At 63.4% G+C, this 18,314-nt stretch carries 17 protein-coding genes; 1 reads left to right on the top strand and 16 read right to left on the bottom strand.

The genetic code is table 11. The features are described from left to right. Nucleotides 1–374: 374 nt before the first annotated feature. Together ACQS5P_RS20305 and ACQS5P_RS20300 are read right to left on the bottom strand one after the other, a co-directional pair. Nucleotides 375–1,148: an OmpA family protein gene (locus ACQS5P_RS20305; RefSeq protein WP_428938447.1), complete on the bottom strand. Its 774-nt coding sequence runs from the start codon at nucleotides 1,146–1,148 to the stop codon at nucleotides 375–377. An 83-nt stretch (nucleotides 1,149–1,231) separates the two neighbouring features. Then, nucleotides 1,232–2,011, bottom strand: coding sequence for a motility protein A (locus ACQS5P_RS20300; RefSeq protein WP_428938446.1), 780 nt, complete (start codon nucleotides 2,009–2,011; stop codon nucleotides 1,232–1,234). 189 nt (nucleotides 2,012–2,200) lie between these two features. Here ACQS5P_RS20300 and ACQS5P_RS20295 point away from each other — a divergent pair, with 189 nt between their 5' ends. Next, nucleotides 2,201–2,656 carry a hypothetical protein gene (locus ACQS5P_RS20295; protein ID WP_428938445.1) on the top strand — a complete coding sequence of 152 codons (456 nt, stop codon included), beginning with the start codon at nucleotides 2,201–2,203 and terminating at the stop codon, nucleotides 2,654–2,656. A gap of 7 nt (nucleotides 2,657–2,663) precedes the next feature. Here the strand turns inward: ACQS5P_RS20295 and rsfS are convergent, their stop codons facing one another. The 14 genes from rsfS to ACQS5P_RS20225 form a co-directional block, all read right to left on the bottom strand. Continuing rightward, nucleotides 2,664–3,083 carry a ribosome silencing factor gene (rsfS, locus tag ACQS5P_RS20290; RefSeq protein WP_428938444.1) on the bottom strand — a complete coding sequence of 140 codons (420 nt, stop codon included), beginning with the start codon at nucleotides 3,081–3,083 and terminating at the stop codon, nucleotides 2,664–2,666. 118 nt (nucleotides 3,084–3,201) lie between these two features. Further along, nucleotides 3,202–4,197, bottom strand: coding sequence for a DHH family phosphoesterase (locus tag ACQS5P_RS20285; protein ID WP_428938443.1), 996 nt, complete (start codon nucleotides 4,195–4,197; stop codon nucleotides 3,202–3,204). Between the two features lie 159 nt (nucleotides 4,198–4,356). After that, entirely contained in the window at nucleotides 4,357–8,934 is a 4,578-nt protein-coding gene (locus ACQS5P_RS20280; RefSeq protein WP_428938442.1) for a beta strand repeat-containing protein, read from the bottom strand. Nucleotides 8,935–9,021: 87 nt separating this feature from the next. Then, on the bottom strand, nucleotides 9,022–9,927 hold the full coding sequence (locus tag ACQS5P_RS20275; RefSeq protein ID WP_428938441.1) for a type II secretion system protein: 906 nt from the start codon (nucleotides 9,925–9,927) through the stop codon (nucleotides 9,022–9,024). 544 nt (nucleotides 9,928–10,471) lie between these two features. Next, complete coding sequence (locus ACQS5P_RS20270; RefSeq protein WP_428938440.1) at nucleotides 10,472–11,806, bottom strand: TRAP transporter large permease; 1,335 nt, start codon at nucleotides 11,804–11,806, stop codon at nucleotides 10,472–10,474. A gap of 36 nt (nucleotides 11,807–11,842) precedes the next feature. Further along, nucleotides 11,843–12,412, bottom strand: coding sequence for a TRAP transporter small permease (locus ACQS5P_RS20265; protein WP_428938439.1), 570 nt, complete (start codon nucleotides 12,410–12,412; stop codon nucleotides 11,843–11,845). A gap of 75 nt (nucleotides 12,413–12,487) precedes the next feature. Beyond that, nucleotides 12,488–13,528, bottom strand: coding sequence for a TRAP transporter substrate-binding protein (locus ACQS5P_RS20260; RefSeq protein WP_428938438.1), 1,041 nt, complete (start codon nucleotides 13,526–13,528; stop codon nucleotides 12,488–12,490). A gap of 67 nt (nucleotides 13,529–13,595) precedes the next feature. Next, nucleotides 13,596–14,168, bottom strand: a complete 573-nt coding sequence (locus ACQS5P_RS20255; RefSeq protein ID WP_428938437.1) for a gamma-glutamylcyclotransferase family protein — start codon at nucleotides 14,166–14,168, stop codon at nucleotides 13,596–13,598. A gap of 170 nt (nucleotides 14,169–14,338) precedes the next feature. Continuing rightward, nucleotides 14,339–15,022 (bottom strand): LON peptidase substrate-binding domain-containing protein, encoded by a 684-nt coding sequence (locus ACQS5P_RS20250; protein ID WP_428938436.1) that lies wholly within the window; start codon nucleotides 15,020–15,022, stop codon nucleotides 14,339–14,341. 191 nt (nucleotides 15,023–15,213) lie between these two features. Next, entirely contained in the window at nucleotides 15,214–15,471 is a 258-nt protein-coding gene (locus ACQS5P_RS20245; protein WP_428938435.1) for a DUF2934 domain-containing protein, read from the bottom strand. A gap of 208 nt (nucleotides 15,472–15,679) precedes the next feature. After that, nucleotides 15,680–16,195, bottom strand: coding sequence for a thioredoxin-dependent thiol peroxidase (bcp, locus tag ACQS5P_RS20240; protein WP_428938434.1), 516 nt, complete (start codon nucleotides 16,193–16,195; stop codon nucleotides 15,680–15,682). Nucleotides 16,196–16,294: 99 nt separating this feature from the next. After that, nucleotides 16,295–16,912 carry a superoxide dismutase gene (locus tag ACQS5P_RS20235; RefSeq protein ID WP_428938433.1) on the bottom strand — a complete coding sequence of 206 codons (618 nt, stop codon included), beginning with the start codon at nucleotides 16,910–16,912 and terminating at the stop codon, nucleotides 16,295–16,297. Nucleotides 16,913–17,051: 139 nt separating this feature from the next. Next, nucleotides 17,052–17,819 carry a DedA family protein gene (locus ACQS5P_RS20230; RefSeq protein WP_428938432.1) on the bottom strand — a complete coding sequence of 256 codons (768 nt, stop codon included), beginning with the start codon at nucleotides 17,817–17,819 and terminating at the stop codon, nucleotides 17,052–17,054. Nucleotides 17,820–17,844: 25 nt separating this feature from the next. Next, nucleotides 17,845–18,291 (bottom strand): RrF2 family transcriptional regulator, encoded by a 447-nt coding sequence (locus tag ACQS5P_RS20225; RefSeq protein WP_428938431.1) that lies wholly within the window; start codon nucleotides 18,289–18,291, stop codon nucleotides 17,845–17,847. Nucleotides 18,292–18,314: the final 23 nt, after the last annotated feature.

Here is an 18,314-nt window from a genome sequence, read left to right as displayed (position 1 = left end):
TTTTCAGCGTCTCATTCCAAAGTCTTATTCACGTCTGTCGATCTTAGGTATGCAAAATTCGTACCTCAGCCGACCGCCTGCTCCGGACACCGCTTCCCGGCATGCTCAACCCTTCAGGAAATTCGTGAAAAACTGCGCGAAAAAAATCTTGCGCACCTTGCGCATATACCCACGCTGCAAGCAGATACGGTAGAAAATATGACACGATGTCCCATCTGTAGCGACAAAATGTCGCTGCTCGCCGCACCCAAGCACGAGTCGGCCCGCCATTACCCGTCCATCTTGGACGCTATCAATGTGCGCACCGCGCGACAATGGCGCGATGAACGCTGCGTCGAGCAAGGCGCATGTGTCCCCGGCGAAAAGAAGTGTAATTATCTGTTGGTTTGCGACTTACCGCGATCCTGAAGCTCTTCGACAAGCGTGGCGGTTGCCTCCACCTCCACGCGGCGGTTTGCGCGCTGAAGCTCCGGCGTGTAGGCTCGCTGAAGCACCGGCTCGAATGTCGAGCACCCCTGCACCCGCAGGATATCCGGCGAAACCCCCTTGCTGGTGAGATAATCCGACACCGCCTGCGCGCGACGCAGCGATAGATCCATCTTCTGTTCTTCGCTGGCTCCGTCCGGCAGGTCGTCCAGTGAGCTGTGCCCCTTGATCATCACGATGTTCCGGTGTCCGCGGATCTGAAGTGCGATCTCGTCCAAAGCCCGCATCGCCTCACGCGTCAGCTTCGACTCCCCGCGCTCAAACATCACCCGCCCGCCAACCACCGACTGACGGCCCATCCGAATGCTGGTGACTTCCGGATCGGTCCCTTCAGCCCCTTTGGCCTCAACTCGGCTCTTGCCCTTCTCCCCCGGGCCGTTCATCTTCATCCGCTCCAGCTTCATCAGCAGCATCTGCACGTCTACCGGATCGGTGCTGTTGGGATCCGGCACGTACCCGAACGCCTCCCGGATTGCCGCTATCACCCGTGTCAGTTCCGCGCTGTCCCCCGGCTGCTGGGCCGCCTGTGTGCCGGGCTTCATCACCCACAGGATGATGAACAGCCCCATCATGCACATGATCAGATCCGCCAGTGTGAAGATCCACTCGGGGCATTCTTCACACAGCTCCATCGGATCGCACTTTTTGCAGCCTTGGGCCATCGAATCAAACGATGAACGATGATGGGTGAAGGATGAATGCCGCCGACTGAATCATCGTCGATCCCTCATCCTCCTGGCTCTTCCTACGCCGCTTTAGGCAGCGCTTCCTGCTGCTTGGCGCTGAGGAAGCTGAGCAACTGCATCTCAACCACGCGGGGATTGTTCCCCGCCTGGATGCTCAGCACGCCCTGGAGGATGATTTCCTTGATGAACATCTCCTCCTTGCTCTTGACCGCCAGTTTTTCCGCCAGCGGACCAGCCATGATGTTCTGGATCAGCGCCCCGTAGAGCGTTCCGACCAGCGCCACAGCCAGCGCGGCGCCGATCGTTCCGGCATCGCCGTTAAGGTTGCGGAACATGGCCACCTGACCGCACAAACAGGCGATCAGCCCGCAGCCCGGGCCGAATTTCGCCACCGAATGCCAGAAGTGCCGTCCGTGTTTGTGCCGCTCGCCCATGGCTTCAATCTCGATCCTCATGATCCGCTCGATCACTTCCGGATCGGTGCCGTCGATGGTCAGTTGCAGACCGCGGCGAAGAAACGGGTCCGGCGCCTCCCGGGCTACCGATTCCAGGGCCAGTACCCCGTCGCGACGGGCCGTCTCCGCGTAGCTGACGATCTGCTTGATCAGATGCTCGATGTGAGTCTCTTTGGAAAACAGACACTTCTTGACCGCGCCCAGCGCCCCCATGGCCGCGTGCAGCGGCATCGATGCGAACGCCGCCCCCAACGCCATGCCCCCCACCAGAATCGCCTCACCCGGCTTGATATACGATCCCACCGCGCCGTGCGAAGCATGGTATGCCCCGTACGTCAACGCTCCCCACGCCAGCAGGTATCCGATCACCGTTGCCAGATCCATGCCACTGTTTCTTCGGCAATCCGGGGCAAAAGAAATGAAATTATCGGCCCCCACGCCGGTCATCGCCGCTTCCGGGCTTCGCCTTGGCCGATCCGTCGCCGATTGGATCACTAAATCCGCACTCCGAGATCCCAAATCCGCAATCGCCACCGCTTGCCCCCGGCATGCTTGCGCGCTTCAATCCCCTGCATGAATCCTTCCCCGGCCCCCATCCTCGTGCTTTGCCGCGACTTGGTGTTTGGCTCGAAGATCACTGCGGCGGCCAGGGCGCTGAATCTGTCCGTTCACCTGATCCGCGACCCCGCCAAACTCGCCGATGCGCCGCCTGCCACGGCCATGCTGGTCGATCTGAATCAGCCCGGATCCCTCGACGCCGCCGCGGACTGGAAAGCGCGAACCCGCAGCCACGTGCTGGGCTTTGCCTCACATACGGACACCGCCACGCTTGCCCTAGCCAAATCCAGGGGCATCACCGCTCTGTCCCGTGGGGGTCTGGATGCTCATCTGCCAGAGATTCTCTCCCAGTTGGCCGCCGCGGAACACACCGGCGCACACGATGCAGCGCCTGCTTCAGCCACGCCGAAGAACCAGCCGACACGCCCGCCGCCGTCAATTGGCGGCCATTACGGTTCGACATCGCTTTGACCCGCGATCACTGACGTTCATCCGTGTTCATCTGCGGTTCCACCTGCCACTCAATGCGCCGGGCGTCCCCCCAGAGGCTGTCCAGGTCGTAGTACTGCCGCGCCTGCTCGCTGAACACGTGGATCACCACATCGATGCAATCGACCAGGATCCAGGTCGAACCTTCCCGGCCGGCCTCGTTCAGCGGCGGATAGCCCTGTGCCTGCGCCAGCTCTTCCAGATCGTCGGCCACCGTGCGCATCTGCCGCGGGCTGGTGCCGGTGGCGATGACAAAAAAGTCGCACACCGGCGACAGCCCGCTGACATCCAGCACGACGACGTTGTGGCAGCGCGTGTTGGCCGCCAGCCTCGCCGCCTCGATCGCGAACCGTCTGGCCGCCTCGAAGCGCGCATCCTGTTGCTCCGGGGTCTGGGCTACTTCGATCATCTGGTTTTGCGTGGCTCTGGCTGCGATGTCGCACCTCCATCTTCCACTTGTGCCGGTAGTTTATATGCCTGTGCAGCGCCTGTCCCTGCCCGAAAAGCTCGCCCGGTCGCAGCAGCCTCTACGTCATTCGTGACAGCAGCGCCTCGACCACGCGATCTCGCGCTTCCTGCAAGCTGGTGTGCAGCTTCAGCCCCGCCGCCCGCGCGTGCCCGCCCCCGCCAAACTCCTCGGCAAACCTCGCCACATCGATCTGCCCCTTGCTCCGCAAGCTGACTCGCACCGGTCCGGGCTCGGGCGGCTCGACCACCAGCACCGACACCTGAACCGTACGGATCTGAAGCGGCACGTTGACCAGATTCTCCGTGTCGGGAACGCTCGCTCGCGTGTCGGCAAAATCCTGCCGTGACAGACGCATGACCGCCAGCCGACCGTCCGCCAGCAGCTCCAGCGACTGCATCGCCCGCGTCTGCAGCGCCACCCGCTCGACCCGCTCGTTCTGATACAGCAGTTGGTAGATGCGATCCGTATCCACCCCCTTTTCGATCAGCGTGGCCGCCAGCCGGTGCGTGAACGGTCGCGTGTTGGCAAACTGAAACCAGCCAGTGTCGGAGGCGATGGCCACAAAAAGGGCCGTCGCGATAGCCTGGTCAATCGGAATCGGCCAAAGCTCGATCAGCTCCGCGGCGATCTCCCCCGCCGCCGCCGCTTCCGGTATCACCAGCTTCAACTCCGCCCAGTCCTCCTGCGTCAGATGATGATCGATCACGATCTTGGGCATCGACAGCGGCTCGACGCGCTGCCGCAGCCCGGGAAGCTGCGACCAGGTTCCCGTGTCCGCCACCAGCAGCACATCAAACCGCTCGAAGCCGAATCGTTCCGGCCAGCCCTTTTCGACATCGTGATAGATGATCTGATTCTCGCTGTACACAAACGCGTACTTGGTCGGCAGGTGGCTCAGCAGCAACACCTCCGACTCCACGCCCACCTTGCGCATCGCCAGCGCCAGCGCCGCGGTCGTGCCGATCGCGTCGCCGTCCGGACGCACGTGGGTGGTGAGCAGCACCCGGCGGCTTGCCGCCAGGCGGTCGATGATCTGGCGATAGGGGTCCGGCATGTGCCGCGGATCATAGGCGACAACTCCGCCTGATGCACGCCCGCTGCGGACGCCGATCGCCGCGATCGCCACGCCACAGAACGTCACCGGCCGCCCCGTACGGAGCGGCCGATGACCGCGGAGGAAGTCAACCTGTCATGTGGCAGACGAACGATCGCATCAGTCGCGACGGTGTCGGCGTGGCCGCTGAAGCGACCAGGCCGCGCCGAGCAACAGGCCCATCGTCGCAGGCTCCGGAACCACGCCCGCCTGCACCGCCCGCAACGCTGCCACATACTCCCCGCCAAACTGCTGCGAGTGCTGTGCGATCAGCGCCTCGGCCAGAGGACCGGCCTGGTTGACGTACGCGTTGTCGATCAGGGCATAGTCCGTCGCGTCGATCACGCCGCTGTAGTCAAAGTCGCCGTTGATCCAGCCGCTCAACGTGTTGACGTACCCGTTGTCGATCAGCGAGTAGTCGGTGGCATCGATCGAGCCACTGAGGTCGGCGTCGCCGAAGTACGTGAACTTCACCAGCACCTCGGCGGTGCTCAGCCCGCTCTCGCCGGCAAAGTCGGTGTAGATCGGCCCGCTGCCGCCGACCTGGGCCAGATCGTTCTTGATCACGCCCAGCCCGTACAGGAAGCTGCCGGCGGCGGTGTTTCGAGCGGCGGCCTCGGATGAGCCGATGCCCGGCCCGCCCCAGTCGAAGTTCCCGCCGTTTTCCAGCGCGGTTTTGACCTGCGCCGTCGCCGTTGCCAGGCTCCCGTTGTTCAAGATCAGGCTGTTGTTGGTCAGGTCCAGCCGGCCGGTGGCGCTGATGCTCAGCGCCGACAGCCGCGACGTGCCGGAGGGGCTGTTGGGCGTGGGCTTCAACGTCGCCTGCGCGGTGCCGTTGTTGATCGTCAAGGTGCCGTTGGCGGCGCTGAACTTGGGCGCCGCCAGCACGCCCGCGTTCACCACCGTGCCGCCAGTGTAGCTCAACACGCCAGCGAGCGTGGTCGTTCCGCTACCGTTGTGATACACGCGGCCGCTGCCCGAGATCGCCGACGAAACCGTGTGCGCGTCGGATCGATTGAACGACAGGTTGGCATTGTTCACGATCGCCGACGCGACCGATCCGGATGTCGTGCCCCCACCGATCTCCAGTGTCCCGCTGCTGATCGTCGTGACCCCGCTGTAGGTATTCGTCCCCGCCAGCACCAGCTTGCCCAGCCCGGTCTTGGTGATGCCGTTGCTGCCGCTGATGTTGCCGGAGACCGTCAGCACCGCATCCGGCGGAGTGACCTGCGCCGTGGCCGCACTGGCCAGCGACAAAGGCGCGGCGATCGTATGGCCGCCGCGAAGCACGTTCAGGACCGCGTTGCCCGAGCTGGCCGACAGCGAGATCGTGCTCCCGCCGATCGTGTACCCGGCGCCGCTGTTGAAATGCATCCGGGCAACGGTCCGTGGCGAATCCACGGTCACATTGCGCGGCGCGGAAGCGATCGAGCCGAAGTAAGCCTGATAGTCCTGCCCGTCGGGGGCGGCGGGCGACCAGTTGCCATTCACGCCCCAGGCGCCATCGGCATCCACCGCCCACATCGCATGAATCGGGCCGGCTCCTCCGACCAGCGACAGATCAATCGACGTGCCGGCGGTGTTGTTGATCAGGCTGGCGGCGAAAGCGCCAACCGAACCGTTCAATGAAAACGCGCCCAGATTCGCCAGTGGCGCCCCGCCGTAGTCGATCAGCGGATACGTCCCGGCCATGGCTCCGCCCAGATCCGAGATGTTGATCGTGTTGCTGCCGGCGACGGTGAACGTGTCGTTGCTGATGACGATCCCATCGCCGCCGCTGGAGTCGAACTCGAAGTTGAGGGTTGTGGAATCGATCGCCAGCGTGCCGACAGTCAGGATACCCACCGACGCGCCCGGGGCCAGGGTGCTCCCGGCCGAAGCCGTCACGCCGGCGGTGATGTATCCGGATCCGCCCAGCGTGCCGCTGACGGTATACGCCCCGCCGCCGACGTGCGTGCCATTGACAAACAGCGCCCCGCCAGACTGCACCTGCGTAGTGCCGCTGTAGGTGTTGTTTCCACTGAGCGTGAGGGTCCCGGCCGACTTGACCAGCGCCAGCGTGCCGCCGCTGCTGGCGGCGGTGCCGTCGAGGATCGAGCCTGCGAAGACGGTGCTGGGCTGTGACCCGCCGCCGATGGTGAACGTCGTCACGCCCGCGGCGTTGCTGGAACCGCGCAGCGCGGTGTTCGGTCCGCCCGCCAGCGAGCCCAGCGGGATCGCCCGCGGCCCGTCGCGATTGAACATCGTCGCCGAGCTGTTGCCAAGATCCCAGTCAATTGCGCCGAAGCTGGTGTTGGTGTTGGTGAAACGAATGCTGCCGGTACTGGAGTCGGTGACGGTCAGCCGGATCGGCCCGGCACTGAGGTTGGTGAAGACCGACGTCTCCCGCAGACTCAGCGTCGTGCCGGTGGTCGGCAGCGACACCCGGATGTTCGACGCCAGCGTGTTCACCGCCGCGTTGATCGTCCCGTTGCCGCCGATCACCACGTCGTCGGAGGCGATGTTGATCGTGTTGCCGATGGTGATCCCGCTGCCGCTCATCATCACCGCCGCGCCGCTGCTGTTGAGCAGGATCGAGCCTGTACCGGCGGCGGTGCTGTTGGCCAGCACCAGCGTCCCCTGATTGACCGTTGTGCCGCCGGTGTAGCTGTTGGCGGTGCTGATGATCAGGGTGCCGCTGCCGTCCTTGACCAGTCCGGTGGCGCCGCTGATGGCCCCGGCGCCGGCGAAGCTGTAGGTGGGAACATTGGATCCGGTGGTGACATTGATCGACGCCGGCTGCACCGGCATGGTGATGTTCACGCTGCCTGTGACGCCGGGGGTATCCTCGAAGCTCACCGCGTCGGTGTTGAAGAACACGTCAGGCTGGTTGGTGGCGGTGTTGATCCAGGCGACGGTGTTGTTGGCATCCCAGTTGACCGAGCCGCTGCCTGTGCCGGCCCATCGCAGCGACGCCGAGCCGGCGCTGATCACGTTGAGCTTGATCAGACCCGGTGTGGAGGTATCCAGACCGCCCTGGAAGCGAGCGGCCTTCACCAGGTTCAGATTGCCCAGCCCGCCTCCTGTCAGCGTCGAGTAGCTGATCAGGTCGTAGACGCCGCTGCTCATGCCCGGACTGATCGGCGCGACCACCAGGTTCGCGGTTCCGGCCAAATCCAGTGTGTTGACCGTGATCTGATCATGCCCCGTGGCGCTGGGATCCAGCAGGCTGAAGCCGATCGTGCCGCCGTTAATCGAGAGAGTGTTGGCGAAGGTGAGAGTGCCTGTTGTGCCGACGCCGCGCGAATCAGCCGTGCCGGGGTTGACCACGCCTGAGGAGCCGGTCAACGTCACCGTGCCGTAGATGGTGCCGGCGTTTCCGGTGATGGTCTGGGCGGCCGGGGGTGTGTATCCGGCGGCCGAGACGTCGAAGGAGGCGTTCAGCCCCGCCGTGCCGTTGCCGACGGCGATGGCGGGCGAGTTTGCCAGCGACGCCGATGCTTTCAGCGCCAGTGTTCCCTCGTTGATCGTGGTGATTCCGCTGTAGGTGTTGACTCCGCCCAGCGTCCAGGTCACGCCGCTGCCCACCTTGCTGATCGCGGTGATTCGGGCGCTGGAGTTGCCGTCCTGAATCACGCCATCAAACACGGGATTGCTGATCAGCGCGCCGGCGCCGCCGACTTCCCATGTAACCGTGCCGTTGCTGTTGATCGATCCGCGCAGCAGGGTATTGGGCCCGCCGATGATCGCCCCAACCCGGTGCGTCACGGTGGCCTGCCGCGAACTCATCGACCCCACGTTTTGCAGGTCGTAGACCGCCAGCGGACTGGTGCCGGTGTTGCTCACGATGCGAATGTGTCCGAGCGTGCCGGTGCTGAGGGTTCCGGCAAAGGCGGATTGATCCCCGCCGAAACTCCAGGTTTTCGATCCGACCACGTCGGCGGCGGAACTGAGGATGAGCGTGCCGCTGCCGCTCATGGCGCCGTTGAGCGTGCCGTTGCCGGTGTTGCCTGTGCCTCCGTACCAGATCGTGCTGGTCGTGCCGGCCAGGACATGAAACGGTGTGGAGATAGTTCGCCCGTTGTTGAACGTGACGGTTCCGCCGGCCAGCGTGAAAGTACCGCCCCCCAGTGTGCCGGCGGCGCGCAGGTCGATGGTTCCGCCGCCGCTGAGCGTGCCCCCGCCCGTAAAGCTGCTGGCCGCGTTGAGGTTCAGCGTCGAGCCGGCGGAGATGCTGAACTGCACCGGCCCGGTTCCGGCCAGAATGCTGTTGATCGTGCCGGTGGATGCGTTGTTGACGGCGATGGTGGGCGCTGTGCCGCCCAGCGTGATCGTGTTGCCGTCCAGCGTGTAGCCGCCGGAATTGAAGATGATGCCCCCGGCGGTGATGCCGGTGGTGAGGCTGACCAGCCCCCCGCTGCCACCGGCGCCGAACACCGCCGTATCGAAATTGGCGTTGTTCCAGGCCGAATGAGTCAAGCCATCCCACCAGTTCAGCAGGGTGGTGTCCCATGTTCCGGCGCCGTCCTGCGGATCGGGCGCCACATTGCCGTTGTTGTCCCAGGTGAAGGTGGCTGCCTGTGCCTGGCCCGGCAGATACATCGGGGCCATCGCCGCCACCGCAAGCGCCAGGGCCGAGCCTCTGGCAACGCTGCGGATGGCTCTGGATTGACGATCCGACGAACGTCCCCCGTGCTGCATTTTCCTCCTCGACGACATGTCAACCTCCGGGAAATGTGTTTTTCGAGTCTGCTTCTTGATCTGCCCTGATGTCGGACCCATTAAGCTGCGGACGCGCCCGTCAGTTCAGCGTGGCGGGCGAGGCGGCACGTGCGGCACACGATTCTGGGTCGCAGTCGAACCAGGCGCCCGAGGCCCGTATACCGGCCAGCTTGTACGCGGGTTCTTGCCCTCGGCTTCGGTTTCCAGGATATCGCGATAGGTATCAAACAGCTCCCAGGATTCCGTCTTGTCGTAAGGCTGAACCTTCTGCGCATTGCCACGCGACATCGTTTCATACAGGAACTGGCTGGGCACCGTGGCCACGTGACCATCCTTGAACGCCAGGTTCCACGTCGGCACGCGAGCCCGATGCGAGATGTACGCGCGCTGGAAGGCGATGTCCATGGCCAGCGTCTTGACGCGGGGCACTTCCCTGAGCTTCAGGTAGGCCGGTTCTTTCTGGAAGGTGAATCCCGCGCCGAAATTGTCCACGTGCGGGTTGTAAAGATACGACGTTCGCCAGGTGCCCGGATCGTCGTTGCTGCTTGGCCACTGCGTCCCATCCAGCCAGGGCTTGGGGAACGCGTCGTAATCGAATTTGGTTTGATGAGGGAAAACCGGGCAGTAAAAAACGCGGGGATCGGGAATGTACTTCTGGCGATACAGCAGTGCCAGTCCGGTTTCGGTGCTGCCGCTCTTGACCTTGTAACAGTCTTCTGGCTGAAAGTTCCGCCCGGCCGGGGTGTACCAGGATGGCAGCAGGTCGCGGTTGGCACTGGCGTAGTTGAGGATGCCCAGGGCGATCTGCCGAAGGTTGCTGGCGCAGTTGACGATGGCGGCCTGGGTGCGGGCGCGGTTCAGCGCCGGCAGCAGAATGCCGACCAAAACCGCGATGATGCCGATGACCACGAGCAGCTCGACCAGCGTAAACGCCAGCAACTCGCGGCCCCGGCATCCTGGGGCAAAAGCGATTCGGACGGGTCTGCTCACGATATGATCCTCCGGCCGGTTAGACTTGTCCTGTTCCTCGCCGTCGATGCGATCCGTCCCATCGACGGCGGCGCAACTTTCACCGGCTCAGGTCATAACCTACCACCTGATTTTCCAGTGGCAATATGAACTTTGTCTGCAAAAATTGGACTTTTGTAACAGGTCGAACCGAACGCCATGGCGCCCGGCATATCGCGCCGCCGCCGCGAGCGTCTGAGACGCCAGCACCCACGCAATCCAGACAAATCATACCACATAACTCGCGAAATGCACTAAATCCCCATATCAGAACAGGTTGTAACCTTACGGCAGCCGACTCGCCGCCGTCGATTGCGCCCGGGGCTGCCAGCGGAGCGGGGCGGTGCCGCGAGTCGTCTGCAAGGCTGTTCCCAAACCCGTCGAAAGCCGCTTCGATGCGTCCGCCGTCACCGCACATCCGCGCACCGTTGGGCAATGCACTGCAATGAAAATTGCATCGGTTCCAAGACACGGCTTGCATGCGATGCTGCGTAGTTGCCGGGGCGCGGCGTCCGTCCGTCGCGGATCAGGGCAGCCATCCCGCCGCCCGCGGCAGCGCCAGCGATAGCCACGGAACGTAGGTCACGATCATCAGCGCCACGGCCATCGCGGCCCAGTACGGCAGCATCGCCCTCGACGCCGCCTCGATGCTCGTCTGCCCGACTCCGCAGCCGATGAACAGGCATGTGCCCACTGGCGGGGTACACAGCCCGATGCACAGGTTCATGATCATGATGATCCCGAAGTGTGTGGGGTCCAGGCCCAGTTGCGTGGCCACGGGCAGGAAGATCGGCGTGAAAATCAGCACCGCCGGGGTCATGTCCATGAACGTGCCGACGATCAGCAGCGTGGCGTTGATGATCAACAGCAGCACGATGGGGCTTTTGCTCAGCGAAAGCAGCACCTCGGCCACGTATTGCGGGATTTGCTGTCGGGTGAGCACCCAGGCCATTGCCTGACTGGCGGCGATGAGCAGGAACACCACGCCCGTGGTCTTGGCGCTGCGAAGCAGCAAGGCGGGAATCTGCCGCAACGAAAGCTCGCGATAAAACAAGGTGCCGAGGACCCAGGCGTAGGCGACGGCGATGGCGGCGGCCTCCGTCGCTGAAAACACCCCGCCCAGAATTCCGCCGAGCACGATGAAGATCAGCAACAGCGAAGGTACGGCGCTGAGCGCCTGGCCAATCAGCGATAGCTCGCGGGGGTTGGCGCCGGGGTTGTTGGCGGAAGCCGCGATGGCGTGTTGGGCCTTGGCGGACGTGCTGCCCAGCAGCACCAGCGCGGATGTGATCATCAGCAGAATGCCCATCAGCACGCCCGGTACCACGCCCGCCAGGAAGATCGCTGCGATCGACACATTCTGCGCCACCACCGCATAGACGATCATGATGTTGCTGGGGGGGATGATCAACCCGGTGGTGGCGCTGGTGGCGGTGACGGCGACGGCGAAATCCCTGCGATACCCGCTTCGCGCCATCTGGGGAATCATGATCCCGCCGATGGAAGAAACAGCGGCGGCGGCGGAACCGGAGATGGCGCCAAAAAGCATACAGGCAACGGTGTTGACGTATGCCAGCCCACCACGCGCGCGCCCGAGCAGCGCGTCGGCCAGCGACAGCAGCCGCCGCGCCATGCCCCCCACGCCCATCAGTTCTCCAGCCACCACAAAGAATGGAATCGCCAGCAGCGGGAAGCTGTCGATTCCGCTGGCCATCACCCGCGAAGTCTGAAGCGCCGCCGGCACCGTGCCGATCGACAGGATTGCCAGAAATGCCGAGATCCCCAAGGCAAAGGCGACCGGCATGCCCAGAACCAGCAGCATGCTGAAGGCAAGAATGAGAATCAGTGCCTGGGGATCCATAAGCCGGGTCAGCCGTCAATCCGATTCATCAGTGCCTCAGATGATGTCTCCACTGGTGGGGGTGGTGGGCGTGGGTTGTTGCTGGGACGCGCCGGGCGTCGCGGGCGCGGTCGGCCCCGGCCAGATCAGCTCGCGCAGGCTGTACCCCACGATGAACAGCCCCGCCACCGGAACCGCAAGATAAACCCAGGCCTTGGACCATCCCAGCGCTGGCAGGACCTGCCCGGAGTTGAAGCGGTCGCGCACGAGCACGATCCCGCCGTAGACCATCACGATCGCCGCGAAAAGGATGATCATCACGTGGGCGAAGCGCCCGACCGCCCGCCCGACGTGGGGATCAAGGCGTTCAACCAGCCAGTTCACGCCCAGGTGCGCGGCTTGGCGGTGCGCCAGCGCCGCTCCCAGCATGGCCACCCAGATCAGCAGAAATGTGGCGACTTCATCGGTCCAGCGGCTGGGAGGAATCCCGACAATCGGCGAGATGAACCGCGAGACCACGCCCCACAACACGTCCAGAATCAGCACGAACATCAACGCCGTGCACAGCCACTCCAGCAGTCGAGTTGGCGCTTCGATCAGTCTGAAGCTTGTCGGGCGAACGGACATGTCGACTCTCGATTCCGAATTTTCGATTTGCGATTCGAAGACCGGGATCTTGACCTCGAATTCGCTGATTCACCGTCACGGGATGGCGCGAATTTCCTCGATCAGCCTGCCCATCGGCGTGCCGTCATAGCCGCGCAGCATTGGCTCCACGGCCTGCATGAACGGCTGCTTGTCCACCTGATAAATCTTCACGCCAAGCTTTTCCATGGCCTGGATCGACTCGGCGGTCTTCTGCTTCCACAGTTCGCGCTGAAACCTGCTGGACTCGTCGGCGGCCTGCTGGAGGATGCGTTGCTGCGCGGGGTCCAGCGACTTCCAGGTGCTTTGCGCGATCAGCACGATGTCCGGAGTTCGCGTGTGCTCATCCAGGGCGTAGTGCCGGGCGACTTCGTAATGACGGCTGGTGTACAGGCTGGGTGGATTGTTCTCCGCGCCGTCCACCATCCGCTGCTGAAGGGCACTGTAGAGCTCGCCCCAGGCGATTGGCGTGGGCAAACCTCCCATCGCCTGGACCATGTCCATGGCCGTCTTGCTCTTCTGCACGCGAATCTTCATGCCGCGCAGATCGGCCGGCGAAAGCACCGGCCTGTCCACCGTGTAGTAGCTGCGCGCCCCGGCGTCGTAGTAGCACAGCCCGTGCACGTTGGCGTTCTGTCCGGCCTGGAGCAGACGCTGGCCCAGCGGGCTTTGCAGCACCCGCCAGAAGTGCTCGCCATCGCGAAACACGTACGGCATGGAGAACACCGCCATCTCCGGCACGAAACTCTCCAGCGGCGACGTCGAGACCTTGGTGATATCCAGCGAGCCGGCCTGGAGCTGCTCCAGACAATCGGTCTCGGCGCCGAGCTGGCCACTGTGATAGATCGTGATCCGCAGCCGGCCGTTGGATAGCTCCTCGACGCGCCTGGCCATGTACTCCATGGCCTGGTGAACCGGGTGGGAAGGATCCAGCGAATGCGCGAGGGTGAGGGTACGAGCCATCGAGGTGGCCGCACCGCTTCCGGCGGCATTGCGCAGCACCAGCGCAAAGCCCACGGTCGCAACGAACAGCCCAACGGCGCATCCGGCCACAAACGAATACACCGCGCGCGATCGGGGAGCAGCCGCCGTTGACATGCCCGTGTTGTAACGTTTGCACGTGGGGTTTCAACAGCGCGGCGGGCCGGGCCTCTGCCGATGCCGGCTACATCTTTGACGGGGAGTCTCCATACCCCGGCGGACGGGGCTTACGGCCCTGCTGAACGCTGAAGCTCTGAAGATATGCAATCCACATCATCGACAACCCGTGGGCGTATGCGCCCTGAATCACCAGATCCATGTAGTGCTGGGTCGGAGGGATGTGATACTTCTCGATGTTCACGCCCTGGTAGGTGACGGCCCTGATCGGCTCGCCCTTGCCCAGGGGCGCCACCTTCACCTCGATGAGCTTGTAGACGCCGACTTCACGATCGCCCTCGAGTTTTCGTCCGACCTTGGCGTCGAGCACCTTCAAGTCCGCTTCCGACAGATCGAACAAGACGCCTGCGACATACTTGCCCGGGTCGTAGACGATGTCGGCAATTCCTCCGCCCCAGTATTCGCTGTAGATGGGGAAGCACAGGCGATAGTTGTCCAGCACGGCCGGGCGACCACCCTTCAATTGTGGCGGGCGATACCCGTGGTGTCGGCACCATTCGGCAACAGCCCGGGCATTGAGATTGGATCCGTAAGCAAAATACCACATGAGCGTGCGCGGTTCGCGATGGCGAGCCGCCATGGTCCAGACCGCTGGAGCGTGTGGTTCGGCGTGGCATTCTGTCGGAAAGCTGCCCGCAACGCAAAGGTGGCGGCGGGCAACCGCTATTGACGGAGGATCGAGGGGAGATGCGCGTGCCGCCGTTATCGCGCCGGCCCAGCCCGCTACCCAACGTCCCGGACTGCGGACATTCAGTTGCTGCTCGGGGGACGCCCGGAACTGCGTCTTGCCGGCCTGACACTGCGGACCCAGGGGCGCAGCGACTCCAGGTGGGCGATGGTCCGCTCAACTCGATGCAACACATCGCCCTCGGCCAGCAGGGACTGTTTCAGGGCCACGTCCTCGAAATAGCTGAACGCCAGCAGGTCGGCGATGTCCGCGGTTTTGGTTGGGCCGTTCAAAAGTTGACGGAACTGCGGCGCCAGCGCGGTCTGGGCAAAGACGTCGGCAGTGAACAGCTCGACCAGCCGCAGGCGATGGTTGGTCAGGTCGATCTCCAGCACATCGCTGATCGGCAGCGGCTGGAGCTGGGCCACGCGGTACGGGCGTTTGCCGTGCTCGCGGACGATCCTCGCCCGCGTGTGTCCCTGGAGCAGAAAGTTGTACTTGCCGTCCGGCAGCCTTTCGCAGCTCAGAATCGTCCCCACACAAACCACTGGCTCGATCGCCGGCTTGCCATAGTAGTCTTTCTCCCACCCGGGGCGCAGCAACGCCATGGCGACCTGCCGATCCCCTTCGAGGGCATCAGCGGTCATCGCCTTATAGCGTTCCTCGAAGATGTGCAGCGGAAGCACGGCGCGCGGAAACAGCACGACATTCGGCAACGGAAACAGCGGCACTGCATCGAGTTGTCCGGATGATATCACATCATCCATATCACCCGATTGTAGGCGCTGGCTGCTGGGTGGAACGTGTGCCTGCCGGATCTTTCCCCGCGATCAGCGCAGACCAAATCCGCCGCCGGATGTCGCTACCGGGCAATCAGCGAACACAACGCCAGTCGCAGGGTCCGTGTGCTCCGGCGTTTCCGCAACGGACGTATGACGATTGGTCGTGCTTCCGCTGGTTACAACCCCTTCAGTTCGCGCTCGGCCCGGATCCAGTTGTCGAAGTCACTGCCGCGCTCGGGCGACTGCGAGATCTCGTAGGCACGCCTGGCGATCATCTCGTAGGTAACGACCTTGGGTGCGGCCGGCTCCACCTTGGGGATCGCGCTGTTGCGAACGGGGGTGCTGGTCGTGCGCTGCGTCACCGCCGGTGCGGTGCTCGAACGGCTGGACGAACGGCTCGTGGTCGTGTTCGGAGTGTTGGATTTCCTTGCCATCTTGACGAACTCCTTCTCAAATCTCCATCGCTGAGTTGTGGAGCGCAGTCCGTTTGCATTGCGGCTGCTCGACGGCTCCGCCGGCCATTCAGCCCTTGAAGCGGAGCTCAAGCGTTGCATCTAACCGATACATCGGCAAGGTTCAAGGTTATGGGACAGCGAAAAATCGACGCGGTGGTCCGTTCCGATGTAAACGGCGATTGAAGCTTCACTTGTGTGATCGAATCCAGTCCAACACTTCCTGCTCGTGGCCAGCAGGCTTGACGTTCTGGAACACCTGAACGATCTTGCCGTTGCGGTCAACCACGAACGTGGTCCGCGCCACGCCCCAGTACGTGCGCCCATACATGTTCTTCTGGCGCCACACGCCATATTGTTCGGCCACTTTGTGCTCCGGGTCGGCAAGCAGCGGGAAATTCAGCCTGTACTTCTCGGCGAATCTGGTTACATCCTGGACGGAATCCGGACTGATGCCGACCACTGCCACTCCCGCCTTCTCGTATTCACTGATCGCATCCCGAAAACCGCAGGCCTCGGTGGTGCAACCGGGAGTGTCAGCGCGCGGGTAGAAGTAAATCACGACCATCTTTTGGCCCAGCAGGTCATTCAGGGCGATCGGTTGTCCGGTGCTGGAGGCGAGCCTGAATTTCGGCGCGGCCTGTCCGACCTGCAAAGTCTCCGCCGCCGCTTTGGCGGTTTTGGTGGTGGATTTAGACTTGCTCATGTGCTGATGGCGCGCTGCTCCCGCCAACGCCGCGCGGCGCCGCTGGCGAGCGGCGCCGCGCACAATGGGTTGGTTGGATGCACAGGCACTGGTCGCGCATCACGGTGCGCGGTTAAGCCGCTCCTCCACCGCCTTCCAGTTCACGACGTTCCACCATGCATCGACGTAGTCGGCGCGACGGTTCTGGTATTTGAGGTAATACGCGTGCTCCCACACGTCCAGACCCAGCAGCGGGTAGTCGCCTTCCATGATCGGCGCGTCCTGGTTGGGCGTGGATGTGATCTCGTACCGATCGCCACGCTTCACCAGCCACGCCCAGCCGGATCCGAACCTGCCCAGCGCCGCGGCCTTGAACTGCTCCTTGAACTTGTCGAACGAGCCGAAGACGCTGTCGATGATTTGGGCGATCTTTCCCGAGGGCTTGCCTGTCGCGACGTTCTTGGGACCCATGATGACCCAGAACAGCTCATGGTTGTACACGCCGCCGCCGTTGTTCCGCACGGGCGTCTTGATGGCATCGGGCACGAGGGCCAGATTGTTGGCCAGCACCTGCTCCAGCGGCTTGCCCACGAGCTGCGGCGCCTGCTCCAGGGCCTTGTTGTAGTTGGCTACATAAGTCGCGTAATGCTTGCCGTGGTGGATCTCCATCGTCAGCTTGTCGATGTACGGTTCCAGAGCATCCGAGGGATACGGCAGGGGTTTGACTTCCAGTGCCATGCGATTTGCCTCCTTCGTGGCAGTTTGAGTCTGATGCGGATGACGAAACGTTACTCCCTTGGCAACGTTAGGCCGCCGCGGACGCTGTGGTCAATGCATGAGCCAGTTCGCCGCACACGCCAAAAGAGGACAGCGCAGGCTACTTTTCCGCGGATCGCGGTGGCGGCGCAGGTGCTGATGTGGATGCATGCCCGGCGGGGTGATGAGCATGGGCCGTGTGTGCAACCTTCTCGACGACGTGCTCCACTTTTTCCACTGCCACCTCCGACAGCGTCACGTGCCGCTTCCTCCGCCACCAGATGTACAGCACAGCCAGCGCCACCGCCGCCAGCAGTCCCAGCGCGACATGGTGCTCGTAATCCTTGATCCTTTCGCGCATCTGGCTGACGCTGCCGAACCACCGCCCCGCCTGCCAGCCCAGATACACGAACAGTCCGCCGCTGATGATGGCGGCGATTCCGTCGGCGATGATGAACTTGACGAAGTTGAAGCGCACGACTCCGGCGGCAATGACCATCGCCCCGCGCACTCCTGCAAACAGCCGGCACACTCCCACCACCCAGACCCCGTAGCGCTCGAACTGCCTTTCAGCCCACATGATCCGCTGCTCGGTCACGTGCGCGCCGATCAGCGGCAGCCGCGTGACGTTCATGCCATAGCGGCGGCTCAACCAGTAGAGCACGCAATCTCCGCCAATGATCCCGCACCAGCCCAGCACCGCCACCGCCAGGATGTTCATCTTCCCCAGCGCCACGAAGTATCCACCCAGCAGCAGCGGAATATCCTCCGGCAGCGGCAGCCCCAGGCCACAAAGGAACAGCAGCCCGAAGAGGATCAGATACCCTCCGGTCTGGAACCACTCCTCGACAGTGTCGATGCTCAGAATGGCCAGCAAGCGATAGAACATCGCGATCGCTTCCGTGCGCGTGGGGTCAAATATAGTACATCGCCTGCTGCACGCCGCTGACGCGGTTGACGTGCTCGACGAGCTGTTCCAGGGTCATGGCGTCCAGGACTTCGTCGGTCGCCTGCGTGAGCTGCTCGTTGAGCATCCTGACCGCCACCTCGCCGGGCGTCAGGTCCGTTGCGTGCGTTGAGTGGGAGGATTCCTTGATCGTCAATCGTCCTTCCAGGCGGCGCACCAGATCGCCGACGGAAATATCGCGTGGCGAGCGACTGAGGCGATACCCCCCTCCGCTGCCCACCTTGCTCTCCAGAAACCCCCCGCGACGCAGCGCAAGCAGGATCGATTCCAGGAATTTGGTGGGCAGTCCTTCCTGCCTGGCCAGATCGCGCGACTGAACAAAATGTCTCGGCCAGAGCCGCGCCAGTTGCACCACTGCCCGCAGCCCGTACTCGGTTCGTTTGGACAATCGCAACGCGCTATCTCTCCGATTAAATC

This window comes from Fontivita pretiosa, assembly GCF_050410795.1.
In the GTDB taxonomy this organism is placed as follows: Bacteria; Planctomycetota; Phycisphaerae; order Tepidisphaerales; family Tepidisphaeraceae; genus Fontivita; species Fontivita pretiosa.
This window is presented reverse-complemented; position numbering and strand designations above follow the sequence as displayed.